General features: G+C 57.9%; 18 protein-coding genes, 3 tRNA genes and 1 pseudogene. 18 read left to right on the forward strand and 4 right to left on the reverse strand.

All coding sequences use genetic code 11. The features are described 5' to 3' along the window. Positions 1-179: 179 nt before the first annotated feature. Positions 180-908, forward strand: coding sequence for a hypothetical protein (locus IEV00_RS08775; protein ID WP_188359989.1), 729 nt, complete (start codon positions 180-182; stop codon positions 906-908). A 10-nt stretch (positions 909-918) separates the two neighbouring features. Here the strand turns inward: IEV00_RS08775 and cls are convergent, their stop codons facing one another. Beyond that, a complete protein-coding gene (gene cls / locus IEV00_RS08780; protein WP_188359990.1) occupies positions 919-2,406 on the reverse strand; it encodes a cardiolipin synthase in 1,488 nt (495 codons plus the stop codon). A gap of 94 nt (positions 2,407-2,500) precedes the next feature. Here cls and IEV00_RS08785 point away from each other — a divergent pair, with 94 nt between their 5' ends. The 6 genes and pseudogenes from IEV00_RS08785 (at position 2,501) to IEV00_RS08810 (ending at position 10,740) form a co-directional block, all read left to right on the forward strand. Then, entirely contained in the window at positions 2,501-3,163 is a 663-nt protein-coding gene (locus tag IEV00_RS08785; protein WP_188359991.1) for a TetR/AcrR family transcriptional regulator, read from the forward strand. Positions 3,164-3,433: 270 nt separating this feature from the next. Then, a complete protein-coding gene (locus IEV00_RS08790) occupies positions 3,434-4,396 on the forward strand; it encodes an NAD(P)-dependent oxidoreductase (RefSeq protein ID WP_188359992.1) in 963 nt (320 codons plus the stop codon). 246 nt (positions 4,397-4,642) lie between these two features. Next, positions 4,643-5,626 carry an ABC transporter permease gene (locus tag IEV00_RS08795; protein ID WP_188359993.1) on the forward strand — a complete coding sequence of 328 codons (984 nt, stop codon included), beginning with the start codon at positions 4,643-4,645 and terminating at the stop codon, positions 5,624-5,626. After that, a complete protein-coding gene (locus IEV00_RS08800; protein WP_188359994.1) occupies positions 5,626-6,645 on the forward strand; it encodes an ABC transporter permease in 1,020 nt (339 codons plus the stop codon). The genes IEV00_RS08795 and IEV00_RS08800 overlap by 1 nt, the downstream gene beginning before the upstream one ends. Beyond that, positions 6,642-8,777: pseudogene (locus IEV00_RS08805) on the forward strand (dipeptide ABC transporter ATP-binding protein). Before IEV00_RS08800 ends, IEV00_RS08805 begins: the two are co-directional and overlap by 4 nt. A 241-nt stretch (positions 8,778-9,018) precedes the next feature. Then, positions 9,019-10,740: an ABC transporter family substrate-binding protein gene (locus IEV00_RS08810; RefSeq protein WP_188359995.1), complete on the forward strand. Its 1,722-nt coding sequence runs from the start codon at positions 9,019-9,021 to the stop codon at positions 10,738-10,740. Positions 10,741-10,827: 87 nt separating this feature from the next. On the opposite strand, the gene IEV00_RS08815 is transcribed toward IEV00_RS08810, so the two are convergent. Then, complete coding sequence (locus IEV00_RS08815; RefSeq protein ID WP_188359996.1) at positions 10,828-11,493, reverse strand: VTT domain-containing protein; 666 nt, start codon at positions 11,491-11,493, stop codon at positions 10,828-10,830. 171 nt (positions 11,494-11,664) lie between these two features. Here IEV00_RS08815 and IEV00_RS08820 point away from each other — a divergent pair, with 171 nt between their 5' ends. From IEV00_RS08820 to IEV00_RS08865, 10 genes are all read left to right on the forward strand, one after another. Beyond that, entirely contained in the window at positions 11,665-13,854 is a 2,190-nt protein-coding gene (locus tag IEV00_RS08820) for a RecQ family ATP-dependent DNA helicase (protein ID WP_188359997.1), read from the forward strand. A gap of 10 nt (positions 13,855-13,864) precedes the next feature. Then, positions 13,865-14,356, forward strand: coding sequence for a tRNA adenosine(34) deaminase TadA (gene tadA / locus IEV00_RS08825; RefSeq protein WP_188359998.1), 492 nt, complete (start codon positions 13,865-13,867; stop codon positions 14,354-14,356). 164 nt (positions 14,357-14,520) lie between these two features. Further along, positions 14,521-15,240 (forward strand): ABC transporter ATP-binding protein, encoded by a 720-nt coding sequence (locus IEV00_RS08830; RefSeq protein ID WP_188359999.1) that lies wholly within the window; start codon positions 14,521-14,523, stop codon positions 15,238-15,240. Next, positions 15,237-18,008, forward strand: a complete 2,772-nt coding sequence (locus IEV00_RS08835; RefSeq protein WP_188360000.1) for a YhgE/Pip domain-containing protein — start codon at positions 15,237-15,239, stop codon at positions 18,006-18,008. The genes IEV00_RS08830 and IEV00_RS08835 overlap by 4 nt, the downstream gene beginning before the upstream one ends. Further along, positions 18,008-18,676, forward strand: a complete 669-nt coding sequence (locus tag IEV00_RS08840) for a TetR/AcrR family transcriptional regulator (RefSeq protein ID WP_229723158.1) — start codon at positions 18,008-18,010, stop codon at positions 18,674-18,676. The genes IEV00_RS08835 and IEV00_RS08840 overlap by 1 nt, the downstream gene beginning before the upstream one ends. Before the next feature lie 59 nt (positions 18,677-18,735). Continuing rightward, positions 18,736-18,823: transfer RNA gene (locus tag IEV00_RS08845), tRNA-Ser, on the forward strand. Positions 18,824-19,229: 406 nt separating this feature from the next. Then, complete coding sequence (gene upp / locus IEV00_RS08850) at positions 19,230-19,868, forward strand: uracil phosphoribosyltransferase (RefSeq protein ID WP_188360001.1); 639 nt, start codon at positions 19,230-19,232, stop codon at positions 19,866-19,868. Between the two features lie 873 nt (positions 19,869-20,741). Further along, positions 20,742-21,527, forward strand: a complete 786-nt coding sequence (locus IEV00_RS08855) for a winged helix-turn-helix domain-containing protein (RefSeq protein WP_188360002.1) — start codon at positions 20,742-20,744, stop codon at positions 21,525-21,527. 76 nt (positions 21,528-21,603) lie between these two features. Continuing rightward, the gene (locus IEV00_RS08860) at positions 21,604-22,380 is read left to right on the forward strand and encodes an alpha/beta fold hydrolase (protein WP_188360003.1); all 777 of its coding nucleotides are present in this window, start codon (positions 21,604-21,606) and stop codon (positions 22,378-22,380) included. A 10-nt stretch (positions 22,381-22,390) separates the two neighbouring features. Beyond that, positions 22,391-22,915 carry a SixA phosphatase family protein gene (locus IEV00_RS08865; RefSeq protein WP_188360004.1) on the forward strand — a complete coding sequence of 175 codons (525 nt, stop codon included), beginning with the start codon at positions 22,391-22,393 and terminating at the stop codon, positions 22,913-22,915. Positions 22,916-23,098: 183 nt separating this feature from the next. On the opposite strand, the gene IEV00_RS08870 is transcribed toward IEV00_RS08865, so the two are convergent. Further along, a tRNA-Ser gene (locus IEV00_RS08870) sits at positions 23,099-23,187 on the reverse strand. A 141-nt stretch (positions 23,188-23,328) separates the two neighbouring features. Next, positions 23,329-23,416, reverse strand: a tRNA-Ser gene (locus tag IEV00_RS08875). Between the two features lie 94 nt (positions 23,417-23,510). On the opposite strand from IEV00_RS08875, the gene IEV00_RS08880 reads away from it, so the two are divergent. Further along, complete coding sequence (locus tag IEV00_RS08880; RefSeq protein ID WP_188360005.1) at positions 23,511-24,503, forward strand: NAD(P)H-quinone oxidoreductase; 993 nt, start codon at positions 23,511-23,513, stop codon at positions 24,501-24,503.

Here is a 24,503-nt window from a genome sequence, read left to right on the forward strand (position 1 = left end):
CGCCCCGTGTGCGAGGGCGCGTGTACGGTGTGTTCCGTGCGATTTTGAAAAAGTGAGGACGGCGCTGCGGCGGCTTTCGCGAGTGAAAGTGGCCGGGGCGCCGTTTTTGTGCGCGATAACTAAGAGGGCTTAGTTTATGATGGGGTGTGCATCACACTAATGAAATGAGGTAATCCCCCATGAAAACTCGCAAGTCTATGGCAACTCTGGCAATTTTGCTTTCTGCCGGTTTTGGTGTTTCTGCATGTTCATCCGGCGGCGATTCTGCAAATTCCGGTGATTCTTCGAGCTCTCAGCAGGAGCAGCAGGGCATCACCGATGAGCAGAAGCAGCAGCTGGAGCCTGCTGTTCAGGACTATTACAAGGCCCTGGGCGAAATTTCCACTAACGATGCCGAGCCTAATCAAGAGCAGCAGGACGCTCTGGATGCCCTACAGAATTCTGAAGGGGGCACCATTGATGAAATCGTTTCTTCTATCGATGAGTCTATGAATGACCAGCAGAAGAGCGACCTTCTCGATTTCTACAACCAGGTTCTGCCGCTGGATAAGGTAGACACCAGCGACCTCTCTGACTCCGAGAAGATTGTTGCGGGCACCTTTATGGTCTACACCGTGGGCATGCTCGAAATGACCGAGCAGGACATGCCCGAGGTTTCCTCGGTAGACCTGGATAAGGTGGAGTTCGGTGAGGACGACGCTACCATTCCCGCCTACGCCCTGGATATTAGCAACGGCGCCTCGGCTTCTGCTTCTGAGTCAGCTTCTGCCTCAGCTTCATCAGAGTCTATCGATGAGGCAAAGAAGAATGGCCAGTACGATGTCTTCAAGCTGGTGGATGGTCAGTGGAAGGTAGACGGCCGCACCATGCTCGATAAGTTCGATGTGCTGGTCAATCAGGGCCAGTAGACCGCTGATTTTAGAGAAGCGATGACCACAGGCGGCAGAGGTTCTCTACGATCTTGACCCGGTTGGGGCGGTTGATCCATTCATCGTAACTGAGGTTTTTTGACTCGGCGTAGTATTCTTCGGATACTGCGTCGAGTTCTTTAACCATGCCGTCGTCAAAAATAAAGGTGGAAACCTCTAGGTTCAGCGCGAAGGAGCGCGGATCCATGTTGGAGGAGCCGATGAAGGTGTAGCGGTCGTCCACAATCATGTACTTGGAGTGCAGCACGGTGGGGCCGGGGTACTGCTTAATTTTGACGCCGGCGGCCATGAGCTGTTCGTAGTAGGAGCGCTGGGCCATGTTGGGCAGAAACTGATCGCCCTTTTCGCAGACAATCAGGGTCACGTCAATGTTTGACAGAGCTGCGGTGGTTAGCGCCTGGAGCAGGGTTTCTTCGGGGATGAAGTAGGGGGAACAGATCACGATGCGGTGCTCGGCGTTATAGATGAGGTAGTTGATGAGCCGCAGGTTGTTTTCAGTTTCAAAACCGGGCCCCGAGGGGATAATCTGCGCCAGCTGGCCGTCGTTGACGGCGGGAATGCTGGTGTTGATTTCTGAGAGGGGCAGCTCTTTGGACTCCGAGTACCAGTCAGAGATAAAGACAGCGTTGAGCTCGTCTACCACGGGGCCGGTGACGGAGAAGGTGAGGTCTTTCCAAAGCAGGCCCTTCTTGATGTTTGACTTCAGATCGTAGCTGGCGTCAATGGCGTTCTGGGAGCCGGAGAAAGCCACGCGGCCATCGACCACCAGGATTTTGCGGTGGTTGCGCAGATCGGGGCGCTGCCACTGGCCCCGCCAGAATTTCAGGGGCAGCATGAGGTACCATTTAATAGACGATTCGTTGAGCCGCTTGCAGAGCTGTTTGAAGGTGGGGTACTTGCGGGAGCCGATGTGGTCGAGCAGAACCCTTACTTCCACGCCTCGTTCGGCGGCGGCAAAGATGGAGTCCCAGAGAGGCTCTGAGGCGCCGTTGTAGGCGGTGATGTAGAACTCGAAGTGAACGTAGCTCTCGGCCTTATCGATTTCCCGTGCCATTTCGAGCATGGCCTGGTGGTTGTCTTTGTGCAGAGTGAACTGGTTGCCGCCCACCAGGGGCAGGGCGCCCAGCCTGTAGTTGAGGTTTGCCGCTACCCGGGCGGGCTCGGTGAGTTTGATGTGCTGACCCAGTACGGGGTGGGCCTTGAGGTCATCGGAATAGTCGATGGTATTGCGAATCATCTCGTTCATGGCGCGCTGGCGGGCACGGCGGTGCTTGGGTAGGTGCGATGAGCCGAAGAAAAGAAAGGCGATAAATCCCACGTAGGGCACCAGGAAAATCGCCATGAGCCAGCCCAGGGCAACCACGGGTTTGCGGTTGTAGGGCAACCAGCAGATGGCGATAATGCGGATGATGATATCCACAATAAAAAGCGTGAGCTGGAGCCAGTTGGGTAAGTGGGCGGCATTGAGAAAGTTCACCCATTAAGTCTATAGAAAATTGCCTCTGATGAGGGCGTGAGGACTAGCACTGTTGCAGGCGTGCATTTTTTCACCGAGTGCATAAAATGAAGGTATGAGTGAAATTGACTATGCTCCCTCTCTGCGCGAGCGCCGCAAGGAGCGCACCTGGAATGCCATTCATCAGGCAGCGGCAACCCTGATGGAAACCAAGGGTTTACGGGGCACCAAGATTGATGAGATTACCGAGATGGCCGGTGTCTCTCAGCGCACCTTCTTCAACTACTTTGCGTCTAAGGAAGACGCGATTTTGGGCTTTAGGGAGCCGACGGTGAGCGCCCAGATGCTAGAGGCCGATAGCAAGCGGCAGAACACCTATATTTTTGAGCGCATTACGCATCTGATGCTGGACATGGTGTTAGAGACCATTCCCGAGGGTAAGTACAGCGACTACCGCAAGCTCGCCCGCGAGTACTCGGTGTTTCAGGAGCGCTCGAAGCGGCACATTATGCACTGCGAGACCGTGCTCCAGGATTTTCTGCTGACTATCGACTGGAAAACCTTCAATGCCCAGGGCCGCAAGGGTGCTTTCACCTTTCTGCCCGAGGGTGTGGAGCTGAGTGAGGATGCCGCTACCCGGGCTAAGACCGCGGTGCTGATTGCTGCCGCGGTGCTGCAGTTCATGAACTTTTCGGCGGGCCTGCCGGATTTGAGGCAGCGTCAAAAGCTGATTTCTGAGGCGGTCAAGACTTTCCAGTACCTGCTGAGGGATGAGTGAGAGGCTAGCTTCAAGGCGTAAAGCGACCGCCCGAGAGGGGCAGCCAACTGGCATCGGGATGAAGCGACACGGGTGCGAGCTTGCGAGCACTCAGGAGTGAGCGGAATCGCGAAGCGTGCGTTTAAGGGAGGTTGGCCAGCGCGCTCAGGCTGGATAACCTCACCTTATGAGCAGGCTTCCTAGGCTACTCACAGGGTAATCAGCTTTGTTTGGTGTGCCTGAAAGAATAGGCTGAGAGGGCATACTGTTCTATTTCAAGGGAGCGTTTCAATGAAGATTCTTGCACCGAACATTATTAGCCTGGACGAATCTAAGCTGGGCCTTACCACCGACGACACCGTGGTGCTCTACGACCCCACCCAGCCTATTGCTGAGGCTGATACCGATGCGGATGTGCTGATTTCTTGGGGTAATACGAATGATCAGTTGAAGGACGCCGCCTCTCGGCTGAATCGCGTGCAGCTGGTTCAGGCTCTGCTGGCTGGGCCTGACCAGGCGCGGGCTGCGGGTTTCCGCGAGGAGGCAATCATTGCCTCAGGTAGCGGTCTGCACTCTGTGACCGTGGCGGAGCACGCCCTGGCGCTGACCCTGAACCTGGTGCGCTTTCTGCCGACCCTGGCCGATGCCCAGGATGAATCACGCTGGGCTTCTGAGCTGGGGGATGAGCAGGAGTTGCACCCCGAGAACCAGGTGACCACTCTACTTGACGCTCGTGTTCTGATTTGGGGCTTTGGTTCGATTGGTCAGGCGATGGCTCGACTCTTCACTGCTTTTGGCGCGCAGGTTACCGGTATTGCCCGCTCTGCCGGTGAGCGCGCTGGCTACCCGGTGATTACCGAAGACCAGTTGCCCGACTACCTGCCGAGCACCGACGTCCTGGTGATGGTGCTGCCCGCCAGCGACGAAACCAAGGGCGTTCTCAACGCCTCAATTCTGGAGCAGTTGCCCAACCGCGCCTACCTGATTAACGTGGGTCGTGGTGTGAGCGTTAATGAAGCCGACCTCATTGCGGCTCTGGAAGAGGGACATATTGCCGGCGCTGCCATTGACGTTGCCTCGCAGCAACCCCTGCCCGCTGATAACCCTCTCTGGGGCGCTAAGAACCTGGTGATTACTCCCCATGCTGCCGGTGGTCGCCCGGTCAATCCCGAGGAATTGATTGCCCACAACCTGCAGGCCTTGCGCGATGAAAACGCCGGTGAAAAGGCTGACTGGCGCAATAAAATGAACTAGAAAGGCGATTCCGAGCAATCATTATAAATGCGAACCCCTGGTGGGGTTCGCATTTTTTGTATCTCGGTTTGTTCTTTACGCTCGCCCGGTATTGCAGGGCACCCTTGCTTGCTTCGCTGTGACCGGGGCTATAGAATTTCCTCAAACCTAAGTGACTGTGCTCACTTGAGGGGATAAAAGTTGAATAGCCCAGAAGGCAGACACACATGAGACACACAAGCAAGAAACGCGCTGAGGAGGGGCACCGTGGCTAGGTACTTGCTCAAGCGCATTGTGACCTACCTGGTCATGATTTTTCTGGTGACCACCGCGGGCTACTTCCTGGCGGTCAAAACCATGAACCCCGCTCTTTTGGAGCAGGAGCGAATCCCTCGCCCCACAGACGAGCAGATTCAGCAGAACTTTGCTTCGCTGGGGCTTGACCCGCAGATGAGCGCCTGGGATCGCTATGTGCAGTGGCTTTCCAACATTGTCTTGCACTGGGATTGGGGCCGGTCGCCCAACGGCGCTTATATCAACAGCGAGTTTGGTCAGCGTATCTGGGTCTCTACCAGGCTGTTTCTGGCGGCGGTGATTCTCTCCCTCATCATCGGCGTCATTCTGGGCGTTATTTCAGCAGCCCGCCAGTACAAGGTATCTGACCGCCTGATTACCGGCTATTCCTACCTGGTGTACATCATTCCCGCCCCCATCGGCTACTTCCTGGTGCAGCTGGGTGCGGTGGCTATCAACCAGATGGCGGGGGAACGAATCTTCTACGTGACGGGCATATCCTCGCCCGGGGTGGCACCGGGGTGGCCCACCGTCGTCGATATGGCGGCGCACTACCTGGTTCCCACCTTCTGTATCACCATCATGTCCTGGGGCGGCTACCAGATTGCCCAGCGCCAGTACCTGCTCGATAACGTCAATGCCGACTTTGTGCGCACTGCCCGGGCTAAGGGCTTGACCCGTAACCAGGCGATTTCCCGCCACGCCCTGCGAGTGTCTTTCATTCCGGTGGCGCAGTCCATTGCTTTTACCATTCCCAGTATCTTTGCCGGCGGCTTCTTCGCGGAGGCAATTTTTGCCTGGCCCGGTATTGGCCTCTGGTCGCTGGAAGCAATTGGTAAACAGGATGTTAACGCGGCAACAGCAACCCTGGCCTACGGTGCCGTGCTCTTTGCGGTGGGTGCAATTATCGCCGATATTGCAACCACTATCGTTGACCCGCGAGTGAGGATTCAGTAATGACTGTGGCTCCCGATGCAGAACACAATGCGGCTCCTCCTCGTGAGTCGAGCCCCGAGACTCCGCTGGGGCTCAGCGATGAACAGCTGGCCCAGCCCGATTTCAAGATCATCAATAAATCCGCCATTATCACCCGCCGCTTCTTCCGCAACAAGACAGCGGTGGTGGGTCTGGTCATCTTTATTCTGATGGGCCTCTTTGGTCTCTTTGGCGGCTTTATTTCTCGGTGGGATACCAACACTATTGACCCGCTCTGGATGGCCACCGGCCCCAGTGCCGAGCACTGGTTCGGCACCACCAGTGCCGGTACTGACCTCTACGCCCAGGCGGTAGAGGGCGTGCGCACCTCTATGGCAATCGGCTTGATTGTGGGTGGCCTGACCGTGCTGATCTCAGCCATGTACGGCTGCGCTATGGCCTACTTTGGCGGCAAGATAGACGCGGTCATGCTCTTCATTCTGGAAACCATGATTATGGTTCCCAACATTCTGATTGTGGCAATCGTTATTAACGGTAATGCTGGCAAGCAGATTCGAGAGGCGCTACCGGGCTGGCTGATTCTGACCATCGTGCTGTTGATTTTCAACTGGATGTATGACGCCCGCGTGATTCGTTCAATGTCTATGTCCCTGATTCAGCGGGACTACGTGAAGGCGGCGCGGTACATGGGCGTTGGCTCCATGAAAATCGTCTGGCGGCACCTGATTCCCAACATCGGCTCCCTGCTGGTGCTGAACTTTACCCGCGGTATTACCGCAGCAATTCTTTCCGAGGTCGCCTTTACTTTCATCGGCATTGGCGTCAAGTACCCCAACTACTCGCTGGGTTCGCTGATTGCCCAGGCATCGAGCCAGATTAATACCCTGCCCTGGATGTTCTGGATTCCCATGATTCTGTTCTTCCTGCTGGTAGCTCCGCTATCGATGATGAACGACGGCCTGCGCGATGCCTTTGACCCAACCTCTCTCTCGGTGGGTAAGGCGAAGAAGAAAAATAAGAAGGGTAGGGCAAAGAAGTGAGCCAGACACCGGTACTTTCCGTCAAAGATCTCAACGTTTCTTTCAACACCGAAAACGGTGTGGTTCATGCGGTGCGCGGTATTGACTTTGACCTGCACGAGGGTAAGACCCTGGGTATCGTGGGTGAGTCGGGCTCGGGCAAATCCGTGGCTTCAATGGCAATCATGGGCCTGCACCCCACCACCGCAGAGATTACCGGCTCGATTAAGTACAAGGGTACCGAGCTGCTGGGCTTATCTGACAAAGAGATGGGCCGTTACCGGGGCAATGAGATTGCTATGGTTTTCCAGGATCCGCTGAGCTCTCTGACTCCGGTTTTTACCATCGGCGATCAAATTGCCGAGGTGCTGAAAATCCACAATAGGGGTATGAGTAAGCAGGCGATTCGCGACCGCTCGGTGGAGCTCATGCGCCTGGTGGGTATTCCAGACCCCGCCAACCGTCTGCGCTCTTTTCCCCACGAGTTCTCCGGCGGTATGCGTCAGCGCGTGATGATTGCTATGGCAATTGCCAATAATCCCCGCGTGCTGATCGCCGACGAACCCACCACGGCCCTTGACGTCACTATCCAGGCTTAGGTGCTGGAGGTCATGGAGAAGGCCCAGGATGAGACCGGCGCTGCCATCATCATGATTACCCACGATCTCGGCGTGGTGGCGGGTATGGCAGATGACATCATGGTGATGTATGCCGGCAAGCCCGTAGAAAAAGCCCGCGCCGCGGATCTCTACGCGCACCCGGCCCACCCCTACACGATTGGCCTGCTCGGCGCCGTCCCGCGCGTAGACCGCAAAGATAAGGTCTCGCTGGTGCCCATCGAGGGTACCCCGCCCAACCTGCTCAACGAGGTCAAGGGTTGCTCCTTCCGCGACCGCTGCCCGGTGGCGAAGTCCGGTGGGGTCTGTTGTAAGGACGACGCCGCTGAGCCGGAGTTGCGCCTCATCGCGGGTGCCGGTGAGGAGCACTATGCTGCCGCAGATATTGCCGAGCAGCTGGTGGAGACCCGCCCTGAAGACCTCTACCCGGTGCCCGAGGTTCCCGAGTCTAAGTACTCGGCGCTGGAACGCGCCGAGCGCAAGCCGGTGATTGAGGTGAAGAACCTCAAGAAGCACTTCCCGCTGATGAAGGGCGCCCTGGTCAAGCGCCGGGTGGGCACCGTCAAGGCGGTCAACGGCGTGAGCTTCGATATCCGCGAGGGGGAGTGCTTCTCTATCGTGGGCGAATCTGGCTGCGGTAAGACCACCACCCTGCTGGAAATCATGGAGTTCTCCAAGGAGACCGAGGGAGAAATCGTCGTCAACGGTATCTCCACTGCCGACGGTGTTTCTTCCTCAGAACTGACCAAGCTGCGCAAGAACCAGCAGATGGTCTTCCAGGATCCCACCGGCGCCCTTGACCCCCGCTTCACCGTCTTTGAGGTGCTGGCGGAACCCCTGCAAAACCAGGGCTGGAAGAGGGCGGACATCAAGAAGCGGGTGCTTGAACTCATGCGCATTGTGGGTCTGCAACCCGACCACGTGAACCGCTTCCCCAACCAGTTCTCCGGCGGTCAGCGCCAGCGTATCGGTATTGCCCGCGCCCTGGCGGTCAACCCCAAGCTGGTGGCGCTTGACGAACCGGTTTCGGCTCTCGACGTGTCGGTGCAGGCGGGCGTGATTAACCTGCTGGAAAAACTGCGGGCCGACCTGGGACTGAGCTACCTGATGGTTGCCCACGACCTTGCGGTGGTACGCCACGCCTCAGACCGGGTGGCGGTGATGTACCTGGGCCGCGTGGTGGAAATCGGCCATGTGGATGAGGTCTTTGACCGCCCGATTCACCCCTACACCAGGGCGCTACTTTCAGCGATTCCGGTGCCCGACCCGCAGGTGGAGGCAAACCGCGAGCGCATTATTCTTGAGGGCGACCTGCCGACCCCGCTCAATGCCCCCGAGGGCTGCCCCTTCAGCAACCGCTGCCCCATCTTCAAGCTGCTGCCGGAGGAGAAGCAGCAGGTCTGCACCTCTGCCATGCCGCCGGTTACCGAGGTGGACGCCGCCGACCACGGTTACGCCTGCTACTTCCCCGAAGAGGAAATCGAGGTGACCGAGCACGGGGAGCAGCATGCGGCGTCAGGTTCGGTGGCTGTGTAGAGGATTTATTGAAAAGGATTGCTTTCAGTCTGAGGGGCGGCCAACCTCCCTTAAACGCCAGCCCCGATGCCAGTTGGCCGCCCCTTCAGACTGTCGCTTTATGCCTTTAAATAAATACCTATGATGCAAAAATATGACGTGTCTAACTTGTCATACGCGCTTTCTTGAGATTAGATATAAACACTGAAAATGAGATATAGGTTACACCTATATAAAAATGTTATTTTGAACGGAGTTTTCTATGTCGAAGAACTTTCTTTTGACCCGCCGTAGTCTTTTCACTGGCTCCGCTGTGCTGGGTGGTCTTGGGCTGCTGACCGCCTGCGGTGGTGGTAATGAGGCCGGCGGGGCGTCTAATGCTGAATCTGCATCTGCACTGGGCGTGGGTGAGGATATTGCTTCGCTCATTAGCGTGAATCCTAAGGAGCGCTCTGAGCTGCAGGAGGGCGGCGAGCTCCGTCTGCCCTCCACGCAGCTGGGCCCCGACTTCAATACCAACTCTGCAAGCGGTAACTCCTCCTACACTGCTGTGATGATTTCGGCCCTCTCTCCGATTACCAACACCGGTCTATGGCACAGCGACTATGAGGGAAACTGGACTCCTAACCCTGACTTCTGTGAGTCTTTCGAGGAAGAGAAGCAGGGGGATAAGCAGACCCTGGTTATTAAGCTCAACCCCGACGCCAAGTTCAACGACGGTACCCCCATTGATATTGAGGCTCTCCGCACCACCTGGGAGATTCTTGGCAAGGGTGGCGAACGCGGCTTCAACATTGTTGATGCCGGCCCCCACGAGTACATTGAGTCTATTGAGCAGGACGGCGAGAATATTCGGGTCACCATGTCAAAGACCTACTACCCCATCTCCGATATTTTCGGCTCGGGCGTGTTCCACCCGGCCCTCAATGACAAGGAAGTTTTTAACAACGGCTTCATTGACGATGTTCATAACGAGTGGCAGGCTGGCCCCTTCAAGCTGGAGAAGTGGAACTCTTCAGAAAAGGTCGCAACTCTGGTTCCCAACGAGAACTGGTGGGGCGAGAAGCCTCTGCTGGAACGCATTACCTTCCGCCAGATGGAGGCATCTGCGGCCCGAGCAGCCTTTAAGAACGGTGAAATCGACGTCATCGGTGCCTCCACTCTGACCGCTTACAAGGATGTGGAGGGTACGGAAGGCACCGAGGTGCGCCGCGGCCAGCGTCTCTTCTCCGGTGGTTTGAATATGTCTTCCTTCCGTCTACCTCTGGAGATGCGTAAGGCTATCTTTGCCGCCGTCGACCGCAAGGCGCTGGCAGATGTTCGTTTCAACGGCCTGAACTGGACCGAGGAGCTCCCTGGCTCCATGATGCTCATGCCTTTCTCCGAGTACTACGAAGATAACTTCGGTATGGTCACCGAGAATTGGGACGCCGGCCAGATTTTGGAGGAAGCCGGTTACACCAAGTCCGGTGACTACTACCAGAAAGATGGCAAGAACGCTAAGTTCGCTGTGACCATCTTCGGCGATGACCCCGTTTCGTCAGCGCTGGCTCAGACTCTGTCACAGCAGATGAAGGACGCCGGTATCGAGTGCACCGTCGACAACCAGCCCGACGCTAACTTTGGTACCGTGGTTGGTAATAAGGAGTTTGACCTGACCTTCTCGGGCTACACCGTAGGCTCTGACGCAACCCTGGCTGCTAAGCAGTACTACGACTCTTCCAACAACGATGGTGAGGGCTCCGGTGAGATTGACCAGATGATTGAGGAGATGGGGGCAATTCAGGACGACGTTGAGCGCAATAAGAAGGCTAACGAGATTGAGCGCAAGCACATGGAGGAATTTGCCATCATGGGTACCGTCTTCAACACCCCGGACATCTATGTGGCAAAGACCGGTCTGGCAAACTACGGTGTTGGTCTCTTCGGCGACCCCAAGTACAACCCGCAGATGTGGTCGAACATCGGCTGGGTAGCTGAGTAACCCCACCACTCGCTGAGTACACATTGAGAGCGCCAGTACACATCTAGATGTGTACTGGCGCTCTCAATGTGTACTCAATAAAGGGTGTTAGGCCTTCTTGTTCTTGCGGCGTTCCTTGAGAATTTCAAAGACCACCGGCAACACCGAGACCAGCACAATCACAATTACGATTGCCTCAACGTTGTTGCGAATGAAGGGAATACTTCCCAAGAAAACCCCGGCAAAGGTGAGAATGAAAACCCAGGAGATTGCACCGGTGATGTTCCACTTGGCAAAGTCGCGGTAGCGGTAGCTTGCCATACCCGCCGCCAGTGGAACGAAGGTTCGCACAATGGGAACGAAGCGGGCCAGTACCAGGGCTTTACCGCCGTACTTGGCAAAGAAATTCTGCGCAGCTACAAGGTTAGCGGTGTTCAGAACACGAGCATCAGGCTTGAAGAGCTTACGACCAAACTTGTGCCCCAGCCAGTAGCCCACCTGGTCTCCCAAGATAGCTGCGATGCAGAGGCAGAGCAGCATCACCCAGAGATTCAGCCCCAGCTGGGTGTGAATCAGCCCCAGAGTAAAGAGCAGGGAATCGCCCGGCAGGAAAGGGAAAAGCACGCCCGACTCAATAAAAACAATGAGGGAGACAACGCCCAGCGCCCAGGGGCCAGCGGCTTCAAGAATCTGCTCAATGTCTAGGCCCAACAGCGCTAGCGGGGCATGGGGGGCGTTAGCGGCTAGATTTGCCGCTAGAAGAAGACTGCTCATAGTGCACTTTCTCATCTGAAAATATCAGTTTGATTCTACCCTTAGGTTTTCTTAACAAACTGTGCCCTGGCTGTGCAGTTGGCAACTGTTTGCCAAACTGTCAGAATCGGTTGAATCTGAGTGTATTTTGAGCCTTAAGTTACCTCTTGTGTGGGGGGATAGACTGGTTTCATGACTGCGCACTCCAATTCTGAACTCCATGCCGAGGCTCTTGAGCTCTTGCAGAAGCTCACCGGTAACCCGCACGCCGTCTTTCATCAGGGGCAGTTTGAAGCTATTGAGGCGCTGGTTGCCGACCGTCGCCGGGCCCTGGTGATTCAGCGAACCGGCTGGGGTAAGTCAGCCGTTTACTTTATCGCTGCCCTGCTCATGCGCAGGCGAGGGGCCGGGCCAGCCCTGATCGTCTCGCCCCTGCTGGCTCTAATGCGCGATCAGGTGCAGGCGGCCGAGCGGGCGGGTGTGCGCGCAGAGATGGTCAATTCCTCTAACGTGACCGACTGGGATCGTGTTCAGCAGGGGCTGAACAATAACGAGATTGATGTGCTCCTGGTGGGCCCCGAGCGTCTGAATAATCCCCGGTTCATCACCGACTGGATGCCCCGCATCGTCAGCAGCATGGGTTTGCTGGTGGTAGATGAGGCCCACTGTATTTCTGACTGGGGCCACGACTTCCGCCCCGACTACCGCCGCATTCGCAACCTGATTGCCGAGCTACCCGCCAGTGTGCCGGTGCTGGCAACCACGGCAACCGCTAATGAGAGGGTGGTTGAGGACGTCGCTGAGCAGCTGGGCGTGCACGCGGCGGGGGAGCGCGCAGCCGCGGCGTCGTCCTCAGAAGAAAGGCGGGCGGAGCAGGTCTTTATTCTGCGCGGTCCGCTGTCTCGAAGCTCCCTGCGGCTGGGCGTGCTGAGTTTGCAACACTCGCAGCAGCGGGTGGCTTGGCTGATAGAGCACCTCAATTCCTTCAAGGGCTCGGGCATTATCTATGCGCTAACGGTTTCTGCGGCGGAGGATACCGCCGCCACCCTGCGCCAGGCGGGCTTTGACGTGCTGGCCTATACCGGTAAGACTGACCCCGAAGAGCGCCTTGAGGCAGAGACGGCGCTGAAAGAGAACCGGGTGAAGGCCCTGGTGGCAACCAGCGCTTTGGGTATGGGTTTTGACAAGCCAGACCTGGGGTTTGTGGTGCACCTGGGGGCGCCGTCGTCGGCGGTTGCCTATTACCAGCAGGTGGGCCGTGCGGGCCGCGGCGCTATCGACGCCGATGTTTTGCTCATGCCCGGTAGCGAAGACCGGGAAATCTGGGAGTACTTTGCTACCGCCTCGATGCCCACCCGGGAGAATACCGGCCAGCTTTTAGCCGCCCTGGAGGAAGCTACGGCTGGCGGGCAGGCGCTGTCTGTTCCGGCTCTGGAACCCCGGGTAGACGTGCGGCGTAATTCCATTGAGCTACTGCTGAAAGTGCTGGCGGTTGAGGGGGCGGTGCAGCGGGTGGACGGCGGCTGGGTCTCCACCGGCGCCCCCTGGACCTACGACGCCCAACGCTATGAGCGGGTGGCTGCCGCCCGCCTCAAAGAGCAGGATGAGATGCTCGCCTACGAGGCCACCTCTACCTGCCGCATGGTCTTTCTGGCGCAGGGTCTTGACGATATGACGGCCCAGCCCTGCGGTATCTGCGATAACTGTGCCGGGCCCTGGTACCCGGCTGACTTTAGCGAGCAGGCGGCTCAGCTGGCGGGGCAGAACCTGCACCGGGCAGGCGTGCCCATTGAGCCGCGCCGCCAGTGGCCCTCCGGCCTAGACCAGCTGGGTATCGAGGGGGTGCGAGGCAATATCAAGCCCGCTCTGCGTGCTGAGGAGGGTAGGGCCCTGGCACGCCTGTCTGACTTGGGCTGGGGCAACCGCCTGCGCGAGATTTTTGCCCCCGACGCGCAGGGTAATCCGCAGGACGGCGCTGTTCCGGCTGATCTGGGCCGGGCCTGCGTGCGGGTGCTCGGCGAATGGGAGTGGAGCCAGCGCCCGGCTGCTGTGGTTTCTCTTCCCTCACCGGTGCGCCCCCAGCTAGTGGATTCGCTGGCGCGGGGCCTGGCGCAGGTGGGTCAACTGCACGATTTGGGGGCAGTCAACCTGGTGGCAGACCCCGCCCATTATGGCGGTAACTCGGTCTTTCGCTGTGCCGGGGTTTATAGGGCTTTTGAGCTGACTGATTCTATCAAGCAGTATCTGGCGCAGAGCCCGGTGCCGGTGCTGCTGGTCTCCGAAGAAGTAGATTCGCGCTGGAGCTTTACCGTGGTGGCGCAGCAGCTGCGGCAGGCGGGGGCCTCTGCGGTGCTGCCCTTCGCGCTGGCGGCAAACCACTAGGGGAAGATATATGGACTTTCCGGAATATACCCGAGCCACTATCAAAGCCCCGCAGCAGGCGGGGGAGTGGATGGGCCTTGCCCTTGCCCAAGCCCAGCGAGCCCTGGCGAGTGAGGACGTGCCGATCGGCGCCGTCGTCCTCGATGAAAGCGGGCAGGTGATCGGCACCGGCTTCAACCGCCGCGAAGCTGATCGTGACCCCACCGCCCATGCCGAGGTGCTGGCCATTCGTCAGGCTGCCGAGCACCTGGGTAGCTGGCGGCTAGAGAACTGCACCCTGGTGGTGACCTTAGAGCCCTGCCTGATGTGCGCAGGGTCTATTCTGCTGGCGCGGATTCCCCGGCTCATTTTTGGTGCCTGGGAAGAGAAAACCGGGGCGGTGGGCTCCCTCTACGATGTGCTGCGCGACCGCCGCTACCCCCACTGGGTAGAAGTGTTCTCTGGCGTGCGGGAGCAGGAGTGCGCGCAGCTGCTCAAGGATTTCTTTAGGGAACAGCGCTAGTCTGACTTAGCCCCGGAGCGTTTTACCTTGTCCCGGGTCACACAGTATTGCCTAAAACTTCACATTCCCTCTATTTGAACTGACCAGTCAGTTTTACTTAGAATCAAGTGTACTGTTCCGAAACTAAAAGATTCGGAATCGGCCACAACGCGAAAGAGGGAAACATGCTCGTAGTGAGAGACATCTGGGCCTCGGGGCGGCACAATCCGCTTTTTGGCCCCACCAGCTTTGAAGTGGAACCCGGTGAAGTGCTGATTATCCAGGCAGACAGCCAGCTGGAACGCACCGCTTTATCTCTGACCCTGACCGGGCGTATGAAGCCCTCGGGCGGGTCGGTAACCTTTGAAGATCCTGAGACCGAGCAGGAGAAAAAGGTCAGCATGAAGTTGCTGCGCAAGAGGTCTGAGCTGATTGATTCACCCAACGTCAACGAACCCGAGAACCACATGCGGGTGCGCGACTACGTGTCAGAGATGCTCAGCTACACCATGGGCTCCCTGCGCAGGCCCCGTAGCGCCAAGTGGCTGGCAGAACACGACTTAGCAGACCTGGATAACCTCTGGAACGAGCAGCTGACCGGCGATCAAAATATTCGTCTGATGAGCGCCCTGGCCTGTAGTTACACCCACGCCGATGTGCTGGTTTTTGATACTCCCAGCCGCCACCTGAACCACACAGAATTTTGGCTGCCCTACCTGCGGCGACTGGCCGAAGACCCAGACCACCCGCGGATTGTGATTGCCGTGGTGCCCCATATTTCGAGCAAGTGGCACGGCAAGCGGGCCGTGGTGGGGGATGCCCACCAAGATACTTCACTGAGTGCTAAATCCCAGACCGGAATACTAGAGACCGTTGATGAGACTGTAGAGGAGCGAGCATCATGAGCGCTTTACGGGTGGCTCTTTCCGAGCTAAAACGCATGTCAGCGGGCATTTTGCCCAAGCTGGTTCTGATTGCTATGGCGTGTATTCCGCTGCTCTACGGCGGTATTTACCTCTACGCTAACTGGGACCCCTACGGCAATGTAGACGAGGTGAGCGGTGCCCTGGTGATGCAGGACGCCGGCGCGCAGAACTCTGACGGTGAGCACGTGAACACCGGCCAAGACGTAGCGGATAACCTCAAGGAGTCTGCGGACTTCGACTGGCACGATGTTGCCACCCGCGATGAGGCCGTTCAAGAGGTTACCGATGGGGACTACGACTTTGCCCTGGTGATTCCTCAGGACTTTTCGGAGAACCTGCAGTCGGCGGGCTCTTTTAAACCCGATGAGAACGGTAATACCGGTGAAATCGACCCCCGGGCCGCCGGGCTTGAGGTGATTACCAACGATGCCAACAACTACATTCTGACCAACATTGTCTCTAAGGCGGGTACCTCGGTACGCGACACCGTGGCGTCTGAGGTGGGCAACGAAACCGCCAACACCCTGCTGGCAAGTTTTACCGATATTCACAATAACCTGCAGGATGCCTCAGACGGCTCCGCCCAGCTCGCCGACGGTACTGTGCAGCTCAATGACGCTATTGGGCAGGTTAAAGACGGCACCGCCGACCTTTCTAACGGTACGGTGACCCTCAAAGACGGCACCGGTCAGCTGGTAGATGGCTCAGACCAGCTGGTGGACGGCCAGCAGCAGCTTGCCGACGGCTCCTCCCAGCTCTCCGACGGCGCTGATACTTTGGCGGGCGGTGCGTCCGACGCTAATGACGGCGCCCAGCAGCTTTCCGCCGGTGCAGATACGCTGAGCACCAACATGGCAACCGCCGCCGGTGGCGCCGCTGATCTTGCTGACGGCGCTAAGACCCTGCACGACGGCACGGTCAGTCTCAAGGACGGTACCGGCCAGCTCTCCGACGGTGCCAACCAACTTGCCGACGGTACCGGCCAGCTCTCCGACGGAGCAAGCCAGCTCGCCGATGGCACCGGCCAGCTCACGGACGGCGCCAACCAGCTAGCCGACGGCACCGGCCAGCTCTCCGACGGCGCAACCCGGCTGGCAGAGGGAACCCAAGAGCTCAACACCAAGCTCTCTGAGTCTGGTCTCAACGATATTTCCTCTGCCCTGACCCAGGTCTGCACCGACCTCTCGGCCGCCGAGAACCAGCCGGGGGCGGCGTCGTCCCTGACCGATCAGGTGACCGAGCAGCTCTCTAAAGACCTTAGGGCAAACCTGGCACCGCTGGTGGCAGACGGCACCCTGACCCAGGCACAGGTTGACCAGCTGGCGGGCGATCTCACCAGCCAGCAGACCAAGCAGCAGCTGACCGAAACCAACCAGCGGGCCCTGGATCAAATCAGTGGTCAGCTCACCGATTTGGGTAGCTCCTGCGCCACCGACGGCACCTCCAAGGTTGCCACCGACATCGACTCGCTGACCGGTGCGGTTGATCAGATCAACACCGGTGCCCAGGATCTCGCCACCGGTGCCTCCGACCTCAACACCGGTGCCCAGGATCTAGCAGACGGCGTGGCCGAAGCCAACACCGGTGCCCAGGATCTCGCCACCGGAGCCTCGACCCTCGACGAAAAGATGGGCGAGCTGGCAGGCGGTGCAGACGACCTCGACAAGGGCGCCACTGACCTGGAATCCGGCGCTGCCGCCCTTGAGACCGGAGCCAACCAGCTAGCCGACGGCACCAGCCAGCTCTCTGACGGCTCGGCCACCCTGGCAGACGGCGCCGGTGAACTTGCCGACGGCACCAGCCAGCTCTCCAGCGGTTCCTCCTCCCTGGCGGACGCCGCGGGCCAGCTGGCAGACGGTGAGCAGACCGCCCTGGACGGCCAGAAGCAACTGAACTCCGGCGTGCTCAAGGTCGATGACGGCGCGGGCCAGCTCAAATCCGGCGCCTCAGACCTTGACTCCGGTGTGGGCCAGGTACAGGATGGCTCCGCCGACCTTCGGGACGGCGCCGACGAGCTGAACACCGGCCTGCAGGACGGCGTCAAGCAGATTCCCTCCCTGTCAGAGGCCGACCAGAACAAGGTAGCCGATACCATGTCTGACCCGGTCAACCTCGACGAGACCTCGCTGGCATCGGGCTCCAACTACGGTGAGGGCATGGGCCCCTTCTTCATCGTGCTCGCCCTCTGGATTGGTGCGCTGATGCTGGTACAGACCATGCGCCCCTCCAACACCCGCGCGCTCGCCTCTCAGGCGCCGTCCCTGCGCATCGCGCTGGGCTCCTGGGTGCCCTTTGGTGTGGTCGGCTTCTTGCAGACCGTTCTGCTCTACGCGGTAGTGCGCTTTGGCCTGGGCTTCCACTTCGAGCACCCGGTGGCGGTCTTCTGGTTCCTCGCCCTGGTCTCCCTCAGCTACACGGCGGTGGTCTGCGGACTAGTAGTGCTGCTGGAATCGCCGGGTAAGCTGCTGGCTCTGGTGATTCTGATTCTTCAGCTGGTGACCGCAGGCGGTATGATGCCCGTGGAAACCCTGCCCAAGTCAATCCAGTGGATGCACGACTTCTTCCCCATGGGTTACGCGCTCTCCGGCGTGCGTCGCCTGGCCTACGGCATTGATCTCTCGGCCCTACAGACCGACATCACAGCGCTACTTCTGTGGCTGCTGGTGGGCCTGGGCCTGAGCCTGCTGGGTACCATTAAGAGCCGCACCTGGAACCTGAAAAAACTCAACCCGGAGATTACGGTCTAATGCACACACCAGCCAAGATGACTGACAACCGCGCGGAGCAGGGCAGCTACAGCTTCCCCGCTCCCGCCGCAGACGCCGCAACGCGCCGTCCTGGCCGCACCAACCGCACCCAGCACAAGCTCTTCAACGCCGCCCTGGCCATTATGAGCGTCAAGGGCCCCTCTTCCACCACGGTGGAAGAGGTGGCGCTGGCAGCGGGAGTCTCCAAGGGAACCGTCTACTACAACTTCGGTTCTAAAAAGACCATGGTTGACCAGCTGCTCCAGTACGGCGCGCAGCTGCTGGCTGACCAGGTGGTTCATGGTGCCCAGGACGACGACCCTCGCGCCGCCGTGCGGGGCGGGGTGCTGGCGGCCCTGCGGTATCTTGAGGAACATCCTGGGTTCGCCCGGCTCTGGATTGCCGAGACCTGGAAGGGGCCCGAATCGTGGTCAGCGACCCTGATCGAGATTCGGGGCCAGCTGATTGAGGCGATTGAGAAGATGCTTCAAAGGCTCTCAAGCCGCTACAGCGTGGATTCCAGCCAGGATATTCGAACTATGTCTGTGGCTATCTTCGGCTCAATCTTCATGCTCTCGATGGACCGCGAGGTGCACTCCTCGCCCCGATCTGCCGAAGAATCGGTGCTACCGGTGATGCTCATGATTGACTCCTATATAAAGGCCTAGGCTTTTTACCGGTCTTAAATTTGTGCTGGCTGGCTACAGCGGGTAAAGTTAGCCAGGTTGGTGACGTGTCCGAGCGGCCGAAGGTGCAACACTCGAAATGTTGTGTACGGTAACCCCGTACCGAGGGTTCAAATCCCTCCGTCACCGCTTCAAAGAAACCCGCGGTTTCCCGATGTACTGGGAGGCCGCGGGTTTTTTGCACGGGCTGCCATGTTCGTCGAGAGGCCAATTTTTGACCGTTTTTCTCCAATTTTCGGTATAAAAGTGGCCTTTCGAGGAAGCTCGATAGGTAAAGTACACGTTTCTTATTGTCTGGCTGGCGTAGGTACACCTGTATTCCCTGGGTACACATCTAGATGTGTACCCAGGGAATACAGGTGTACCTTTGGCCTTTCAGCCGGGCTTTGCGTGTACCTTTGGTGTCCCCACAGGAATCTAGGTGTACCGAGAGCCTGTTTCAGCTCAAAATTCAAGAATGTTCCATACCGCAGGTGCTGGGACACAGATTTGTTCTATAACCCACAAGTGACCGCCGGGGACATAGGATGAAGGTATGCATCTAACAGTTCTTGACCACCCCCTGGTGGACCATAAGATTTCAGTCCTTCGCAACAAGAAGACCCCCTCGCCGGTTTTTCGCCAGCTGGTAGGCGAACTGGTTGCCCTGCTGTCCTACGAGGCAACCCGCACTATCCGTACCGAGGAGCGGGAGATTGAGACCCCAGTGGCTGCAACCACCGGCCGAATGCTCACCAAGCCCCGCCCGCTGGTGGTTCCCATTCTGCGCGCGGGCCTGGGAATGCTAGAGGGCATGACCCAGCTGATTCCCACCGCCGAGGTTGGCTTTCTGGGCATGGCCCGCAACGAAGAAACTCTCGACATCGTCACCTATGCCGAGCGCCTGCCCGAAGATCTAACCGGTCGCCAGGTCTACGTACTCGATCCCATGCTCGCCACCGGCGGCACCCTGATCGAGGCTATTAAGTTCCTGCGTAAGCGCGGAGCAGATCACATTACCTGCCTGTGTATTATCGGTGCCCCTGAGGGCATTGCCGCCCTGGAAGCCGGTGTTGAAGGCATGGATAACGTTGACCTCTTTCTGTGTGCTCAGGATGAAAAGCTCAACGAGAAGTCCTACATTGTTCCCGGTCTGGGCGATGCCGGTGACCGTCTCTACGGCCTGGCTGAGTAGAGGTACTCGGCAAAATCTCAGTTTCTGAGATTTTCCTGGGCAAAAACCGCTGCCAAGCGCGGTGGCTTTGCTCACACTAAAATGCGGAAGGCTCTTGAGCCCTCCGCATTTTTTCATTCCTAAAAATGCATAAACCGTTCGTTTTATGCACGATTGCGGGGCTCTGTCGCTTTAGAGACTGCCCTTTTTGGGGTGGAAATCGGGGCTCCACGTGGCTGTGGGGGCTGACTCGGGTGTGGCTTCGGCCGGGGAGGAAACTGTAGGATGTCGCCGGGTTGGGTGGGTGAAAAATGTCGGCTGGGTGGGCGGGCAATTTGGTATGTGGTTTGCTGGAAATTGACCAGTGTGCTCGAAAAACCGCGAAATATAGCTGAAGTAAACCGACATAAGCCTGTAAAAGTATCTACTTGAAGTGTCATAAACAAATAACTTTTTGGTCTTTGGGAGCATGTGGTTGTGCATGGTTTTGGTGGTTTTAGTGACCGTTTTATTGGGATAAAAACAAAAGTCTGCCAGAGATTGGGCAGAGTGTGATAGATGTGCTTGACATTACGATTTTCTTCTGAATGAAGGGGTGAAATGAACGGTTTTTGCGCTGAAAATTGTCGGAAATCCGGCTTTGGTGTGAATAAACTACGCTTTTATGTATATCTATTCACTATATAGTGAGACGAAAAATTCCTGTCTAGACTTCCCGGAGAGGTTGCGACACTCTCGCGCATAGAAAAAGACAAAATTATTACTTGATTTATCCACTAAAAGCTATAACTATTGAAGATGTAAAGTGATACAGCACTAGCTAACAAACGGTGGTTTTTCAATACTATTGACAACACGGCTGTATCCCACTTCGCGATAAGGCAGGTAGAAAAAATGTCCGGTGCACCAGGGTACGTACACATCTCACAGCGTAGCCGCTCGGCAGCAGCAGCCAAGCGCGCCTATGGCCACTCTCATCAGGGCCAACATCCTGCCTCTAAGCAGCCTGCTAACCTGCGCCCCATGACCGTTGCCCACAGCGATTCCGCTCCGCAGCGTTCTGCCCAGGCCGAGAGCGAAGCACGCGGCTTTGTGATTTACGTGGGTCTTTCTGAAGAGGCAGCGGCCGCCAACGGCACCTCTCTGGTGCGGATTGTTCAAGATCTGCGCGCCTACGCCCACAACCTGGCTCCCGAGTCAGACTCCTACGCCGCTGTGGCGCTTGCTCCGGCAGATGCAGAGGGTACCGATCTTGAGGTTGTTCGCAACGCGCTGGGCGACCCCACTGCCGTGCATCACCAGCCCGAGGTCTTCAACCCGACCTCCAACGCAGCCGCAGATTCCAAGCCCACCCACAGCGTCGGCGTCCTCATCGACCTTTCCCGCCGCGAGGTCTTTCTTGACGGCGAGGTTCTCAACCTCACCTACAAGGAGTTCGAGCTACTCAACTATCTGGTGGAAAACGGTACCCGCACCGTGGGCCGTGAGGAACTGCTGACCAGCCTCTGGCGCGATGCCGAAGAAATCCCCAACGAGCGCACCATTGACGTTCATATTCGTCGCCTGCGTTCTAAGCTGGGCCGCTTGGCTAACACCGTGCGCACCGTGCGCGGTCAGGGCTACCGCTTCTACGAGCACCCCGAGGTTGTTGTTTGGGCAGCCCCCGAATACTCCATCTAAACTTCACTGAATAACCCCGCCGGTTCGCCCCGGCGGGGTTTTAGTATGCTTGAAATGAAGAGAGGTAGGGGAGCGTATGCAGGAATTAGCCACCGAAACCGTAGGTAGCGGAGAGAACCGTCTAGTGTTTTTGCACGGGCTCATGGGTCGAGGCAAGAACTTTGCCACCATCGCCAAGAAACTGGGCGATGACTTCACCAGCCTGCTGGTAGATCTGCCCAACCACGGTGCCTCGCCCTGGACAGAGACCTTTGACTACGATCAGATGGCTGACCAGGTGGCCCACACCCTGCAGGCTGACTTTGCCTCAGCCGGGCCGGTGAACGTGGTGGGCCATTCTATGGGAGGCAAGGTCGCCATGCGCCTGGCGCTGCGCCACCCCGAGCTGGTGAGCAAGCTGGTGGTGCTCGACATTGCCCCCTCAAGTTCGCGGGGAAACTTCGACCACCTGCTCGGTTCTATGCTGAAGCTACCCATTCAGGAGTTCACCACCCGGGGGCAGGCAAACAAGGCGCTGGCGCCGGCAGTTCCGCAAGACGGTACCCGGGGCTTTCTGCTACAGAACCTCAAGAAAACTGACCGGGGCTTTGTCTGGGAGCCCAATTTAGAAATGCTCTACAGTAGCCTGAACACAGTCATGGACTGGACCTCCACCGACCTCAGCTTTGACGGCCCGGTGCTCTGGGTCGCTGGTGCCGAATCCCACTACATTCAGCCCGAAGATTCTCAGACCATGCGGGCCCTCTTTCCCCGCGTGCGCAAGCTGACCCTCAAGGGGGCGGGCCACTGGGTTCACGCCGATAAGCCCGCCGAAACTGTCTACCTCTTGCAGCAGTTTTTGCTCGATCAATAGACTGGTGACTATGTCTGAACTTTCCCGCCGTCATGACTCCAGACTGCTGATTATCATGCGCCACGCTGAAGCTGACTGGGGTATGGATGATTTCAACCGCCCTCTGACTACCCGCGGCCACAGCCAGGCCCCGCAGGCGGGAGCCTGGTTGCTCGAGCAGGGCTTTGTGCCCGAGATGATTATTTCTTCGGCTGCCCTGCGTACTCGCCAGACCACCACCTGGGTCTCCGATGCCCTGGGCGAGAAGGCCCCCACCGCCTCTTTGGACGAGCGTCTCTATAACGCGCCCGCCTCGGCTATTACCACCGCCATTAATTACGCTCCCGATACCGTGAATGCCCTGATGGTGGTTGCCCACCTGCCCGGTGTCCAGGACGCCGCCTTGCAGCTGATGCGCCCTGACTCTGACTACGAGGCGTCGATGGAGATTTCCTACGGCTTTGCCCCGGCCTCGGTGGCGGTGTTTGAGGTGTTGGGGGAGTGGGATCAGCTGGTGGACGGCGAGGCCCGGCTGATTGCCTTCAAGACCTTCTGAGCAGGTCGGGTGTGCAGCTGGTTTGTGAGCAATTTAGAAGACCATAACCCACTTATTTTGTACAGGCTTGTCTCTGACGTACAGAGATACCGCTGTACAGAAGAGATAACCCTGTACAAACCGAGGTTATTGGATACAGAAAAGCCCCGGATTCCCTGAGGAACCCGGGGCTTTTAGCATCTGCGGAGACGGGGGGATTTGAACCCCCGGCCGAGTTTAACCCCGGCCCTTCATTAGCAGTGAAGTCCATTCGGCCGCTCTGGCACGTCTCCACGCCTGCATCGAGTGTGGCTCGTCAAAAACCACGTTCAACACAGTATTGACAATACTAACGGGTTAAAGGGAACAGGTCAAAATCGGCAAGCGCAAACAAAAATCCCCGGGCTCCACAGAACCCGGGGATTTTGATAACGCGGATGGTAAGGGATTTGAACCCTTGAGACGGGGTTGCCGCCTACTGGTTTTCAAGACCAGCTCCTTCGGCCGCTCGGACAACCATCCAGACGAGGTAAAACTCTACTAGATGTTGCGCGCATTGCAAAGTGGGCGACATTAAAAGTGGCGGATTCCACGGTGCCACGAGAGAATGGGGAATATGCGAGCTGTAGTAGAAAACGAACACGGTGATTTTCACGTACTGGCTGTAACCGATGAGCCGGTGCCCGAGCTTGAACCCGGCCAGGTGCTCATCAAGGTGGCTGCCGCAGGCATCAACCGCGCAGACGTGATGCAGCGTCGCGGACTCTACCCGCCGCCGTCCGGGGCGTCGAACATCTTTGGGCTGGAAGTTGCCGGCACCGTGGAGAAGGTCGCGGACGGCGTCGATTCGGCTCTGGCCGGCCAGGAGCGGGTAGCCCTGCTGGCAGGTGGCGGCTACGCCGAATACGTGGCGGTCGATGCTGATCATACTCTTCCCGTGCCTGCGGGAGTCTCGATTGAAGAAGCCGCCGGTCTGATTGAGGTGGCGGCAACCGTTTATTCTAATCTGGTGCCCACCTGCGGTATGTCAACGGAACTGGCGGAAAATCAGGGTAAAACGGCTCTGGTGCACGGCGGTACCGGCGGTATTGGCCAGCACGCAATTCAGTTTTTGCAAAACATGGGTGTGAAGGTTTTTACCACCGCTGGAACCCCTGAAAAGTGCGCTTTCCTGCAGAGCCAGGGTGCCGAAGCCATTAACTACCGGGCCCAGGATTTCGAGCAGGCTATCAAGGAGCAGGCCCCCGAGGGTGTGGACTTTATTCTCGATGTGGTGGGAGCAAAATACCTGAAGCAGAATCTCAGCACCCTAAAAACCGGAGGACACCTGACCATCATTGGTTTGCAGGGTGGTGCTGAAGCAGAAATTGATCTGCGGCAGATGCTCTCGCGCCGTTTGAACCTGCACGCCACCTCTCTGAGATCGCGCCCGGCGCAGGAGAAAAAAGAGATTCTTGCCGGGGTAGAAAAGACGGTCTGGCCGCTGGTGGAAAAGGGCCTTATTAAGCCCAATCTGGGCAAGACCTTCCCGCTGGAAGAGGTTGCGGCAGCTCACGAGTATTTCGACTCGGGAGAGCACACTGGAAAGGTTGTTCTGACCCTCAGCTAA

The sequence above is a fragment of the Rothia aerolata genome, assembly GCF_014635585.1.
Lineage (GTDB): Bacteria > Actinomycetota > Actinomycetes > Actinomycetales > Micrococcaceae > Rothia > Rothia aerolata.

What these genes read in the sequence shown, in the direction of transcription:
- upp (WP_188360001.1), top strand. Translation starts at nt 19,230, where the DNA reads ATGCATCTAACAGTTCTTGACCACCCCCTGGTGGACCATAAGATTTCA.
- IEV00_RS08775 (WP_188359989.1), top strand. Translation starts at nt 180, where the DNA reads ATGAAAACTCGCAAGTCTATGGCAACTCTGGCAATTTTGCTTTCTGCC.
- IEV00_RS08840 (WP_229723158.1), top strand. Translation starts at nt 18,008, where the DNA reads ATGCACACACCAGCCAAGATGACTGACAACCGCGCGGAGCAGGGCAGC.
- IEV00_RS08785 (WP_188359991.1), top strand. Translation starts at nt 2,501, where the DNA reads ATGAGTGAAATTGACTATGCTCCCTCTCTGCGCGAGCGCCGCAAGGAG.
- IEV00_RS08830 (WP_188359999.1), top strand. Translation starts at nt 14,521, where the DNA reads ATGCTCGTAGTGAGAGACATCTGGGCCTCGGGGCGGCACAATCCGCTT.
- IEV00_RS08800 (WP_188359994.1), top strand. Translation starts at nt 5,626, where the DNA reads ATGACTGTGGCTCCCGATGCAGAACACAATGCGGCTCCTCCTCGTGAG.
- IEV00_RS08860 (WP_188360003.1), top strand. Translation starts at nt 21,604, where the DNA reads ATGCAGGAATTAGCCACCGAAACCGTAGGTAGCGGAGAGAACCGTCTA.
- IEV00_RS08790 (WP_188359992.1), top strand. Translation starts at nt 3,434, where the DNA reads ATGAAGATTCTTGCACCGAACATTATTAGCCTGGACGAATCTAAGCTG.
- IEV00_RS08820 (WP_188359997.1), top strand. Translation starts at nt 11,665, where the DNA reads ATGACTGCGCACTCCAATTCTGAACTCCATGCCGAGGCTCTTGAGCTC.
- IEV00_RS08835 (WP_188360000.1), top strand. Translation starts at nt 15,237, where the DNA reads ATGAGCGCTTTACGGGTGGCTCTTTCCGAGCTAAAACGCATGTCAGCG.
- IEV00_RS08855 (WP_188360002.1), top strand. Translation starts at nt 20,742, where the DNA reads ATGTCCGGTGCACCAGGGTACGTACACATCTCACAGCGTAGCCGCTCG.
- IEV00_RS08865 (WP_188360004.1), top strand. Translation starts at nt 22,391, where the DNA reads ATGTCTGAACTTTCCCGCCGTCATGACTCCAGACTGCTGATTATCATG.
- IEV00_RS08810 (WP_188359995.1), top strand. Translation starts at nt 9,019, where the DNA reads ATGTCGAAGAACTTTCTTTTGACCCGCCGTAGTCTTTTCACTGGCTCC.
- IEV00_RS08815 (WP_188359996.1), bottom strand. Translation starts at nt 11,493, where the DNA reads ATGAGCAGTCTTCTTCTAGCGGCAAATCTAGCCGCTAACGCCCCCCAT.
- tadA (WP_188359998.1), top strand. Translation starts at nt 13,865, where the DNA reads ATGGACTTTCCGGAATATACCCGAGCCACTATCAAAGCCCCGCAGCAG.
- IEV00_RS08880 (WP_188360005.1), top strand. Translation starts at nt 23,511, where the DNA reads ATGCGAGCTGTAGTAGAAAACGAACACGGTGATTTTCACGTACTGGCT.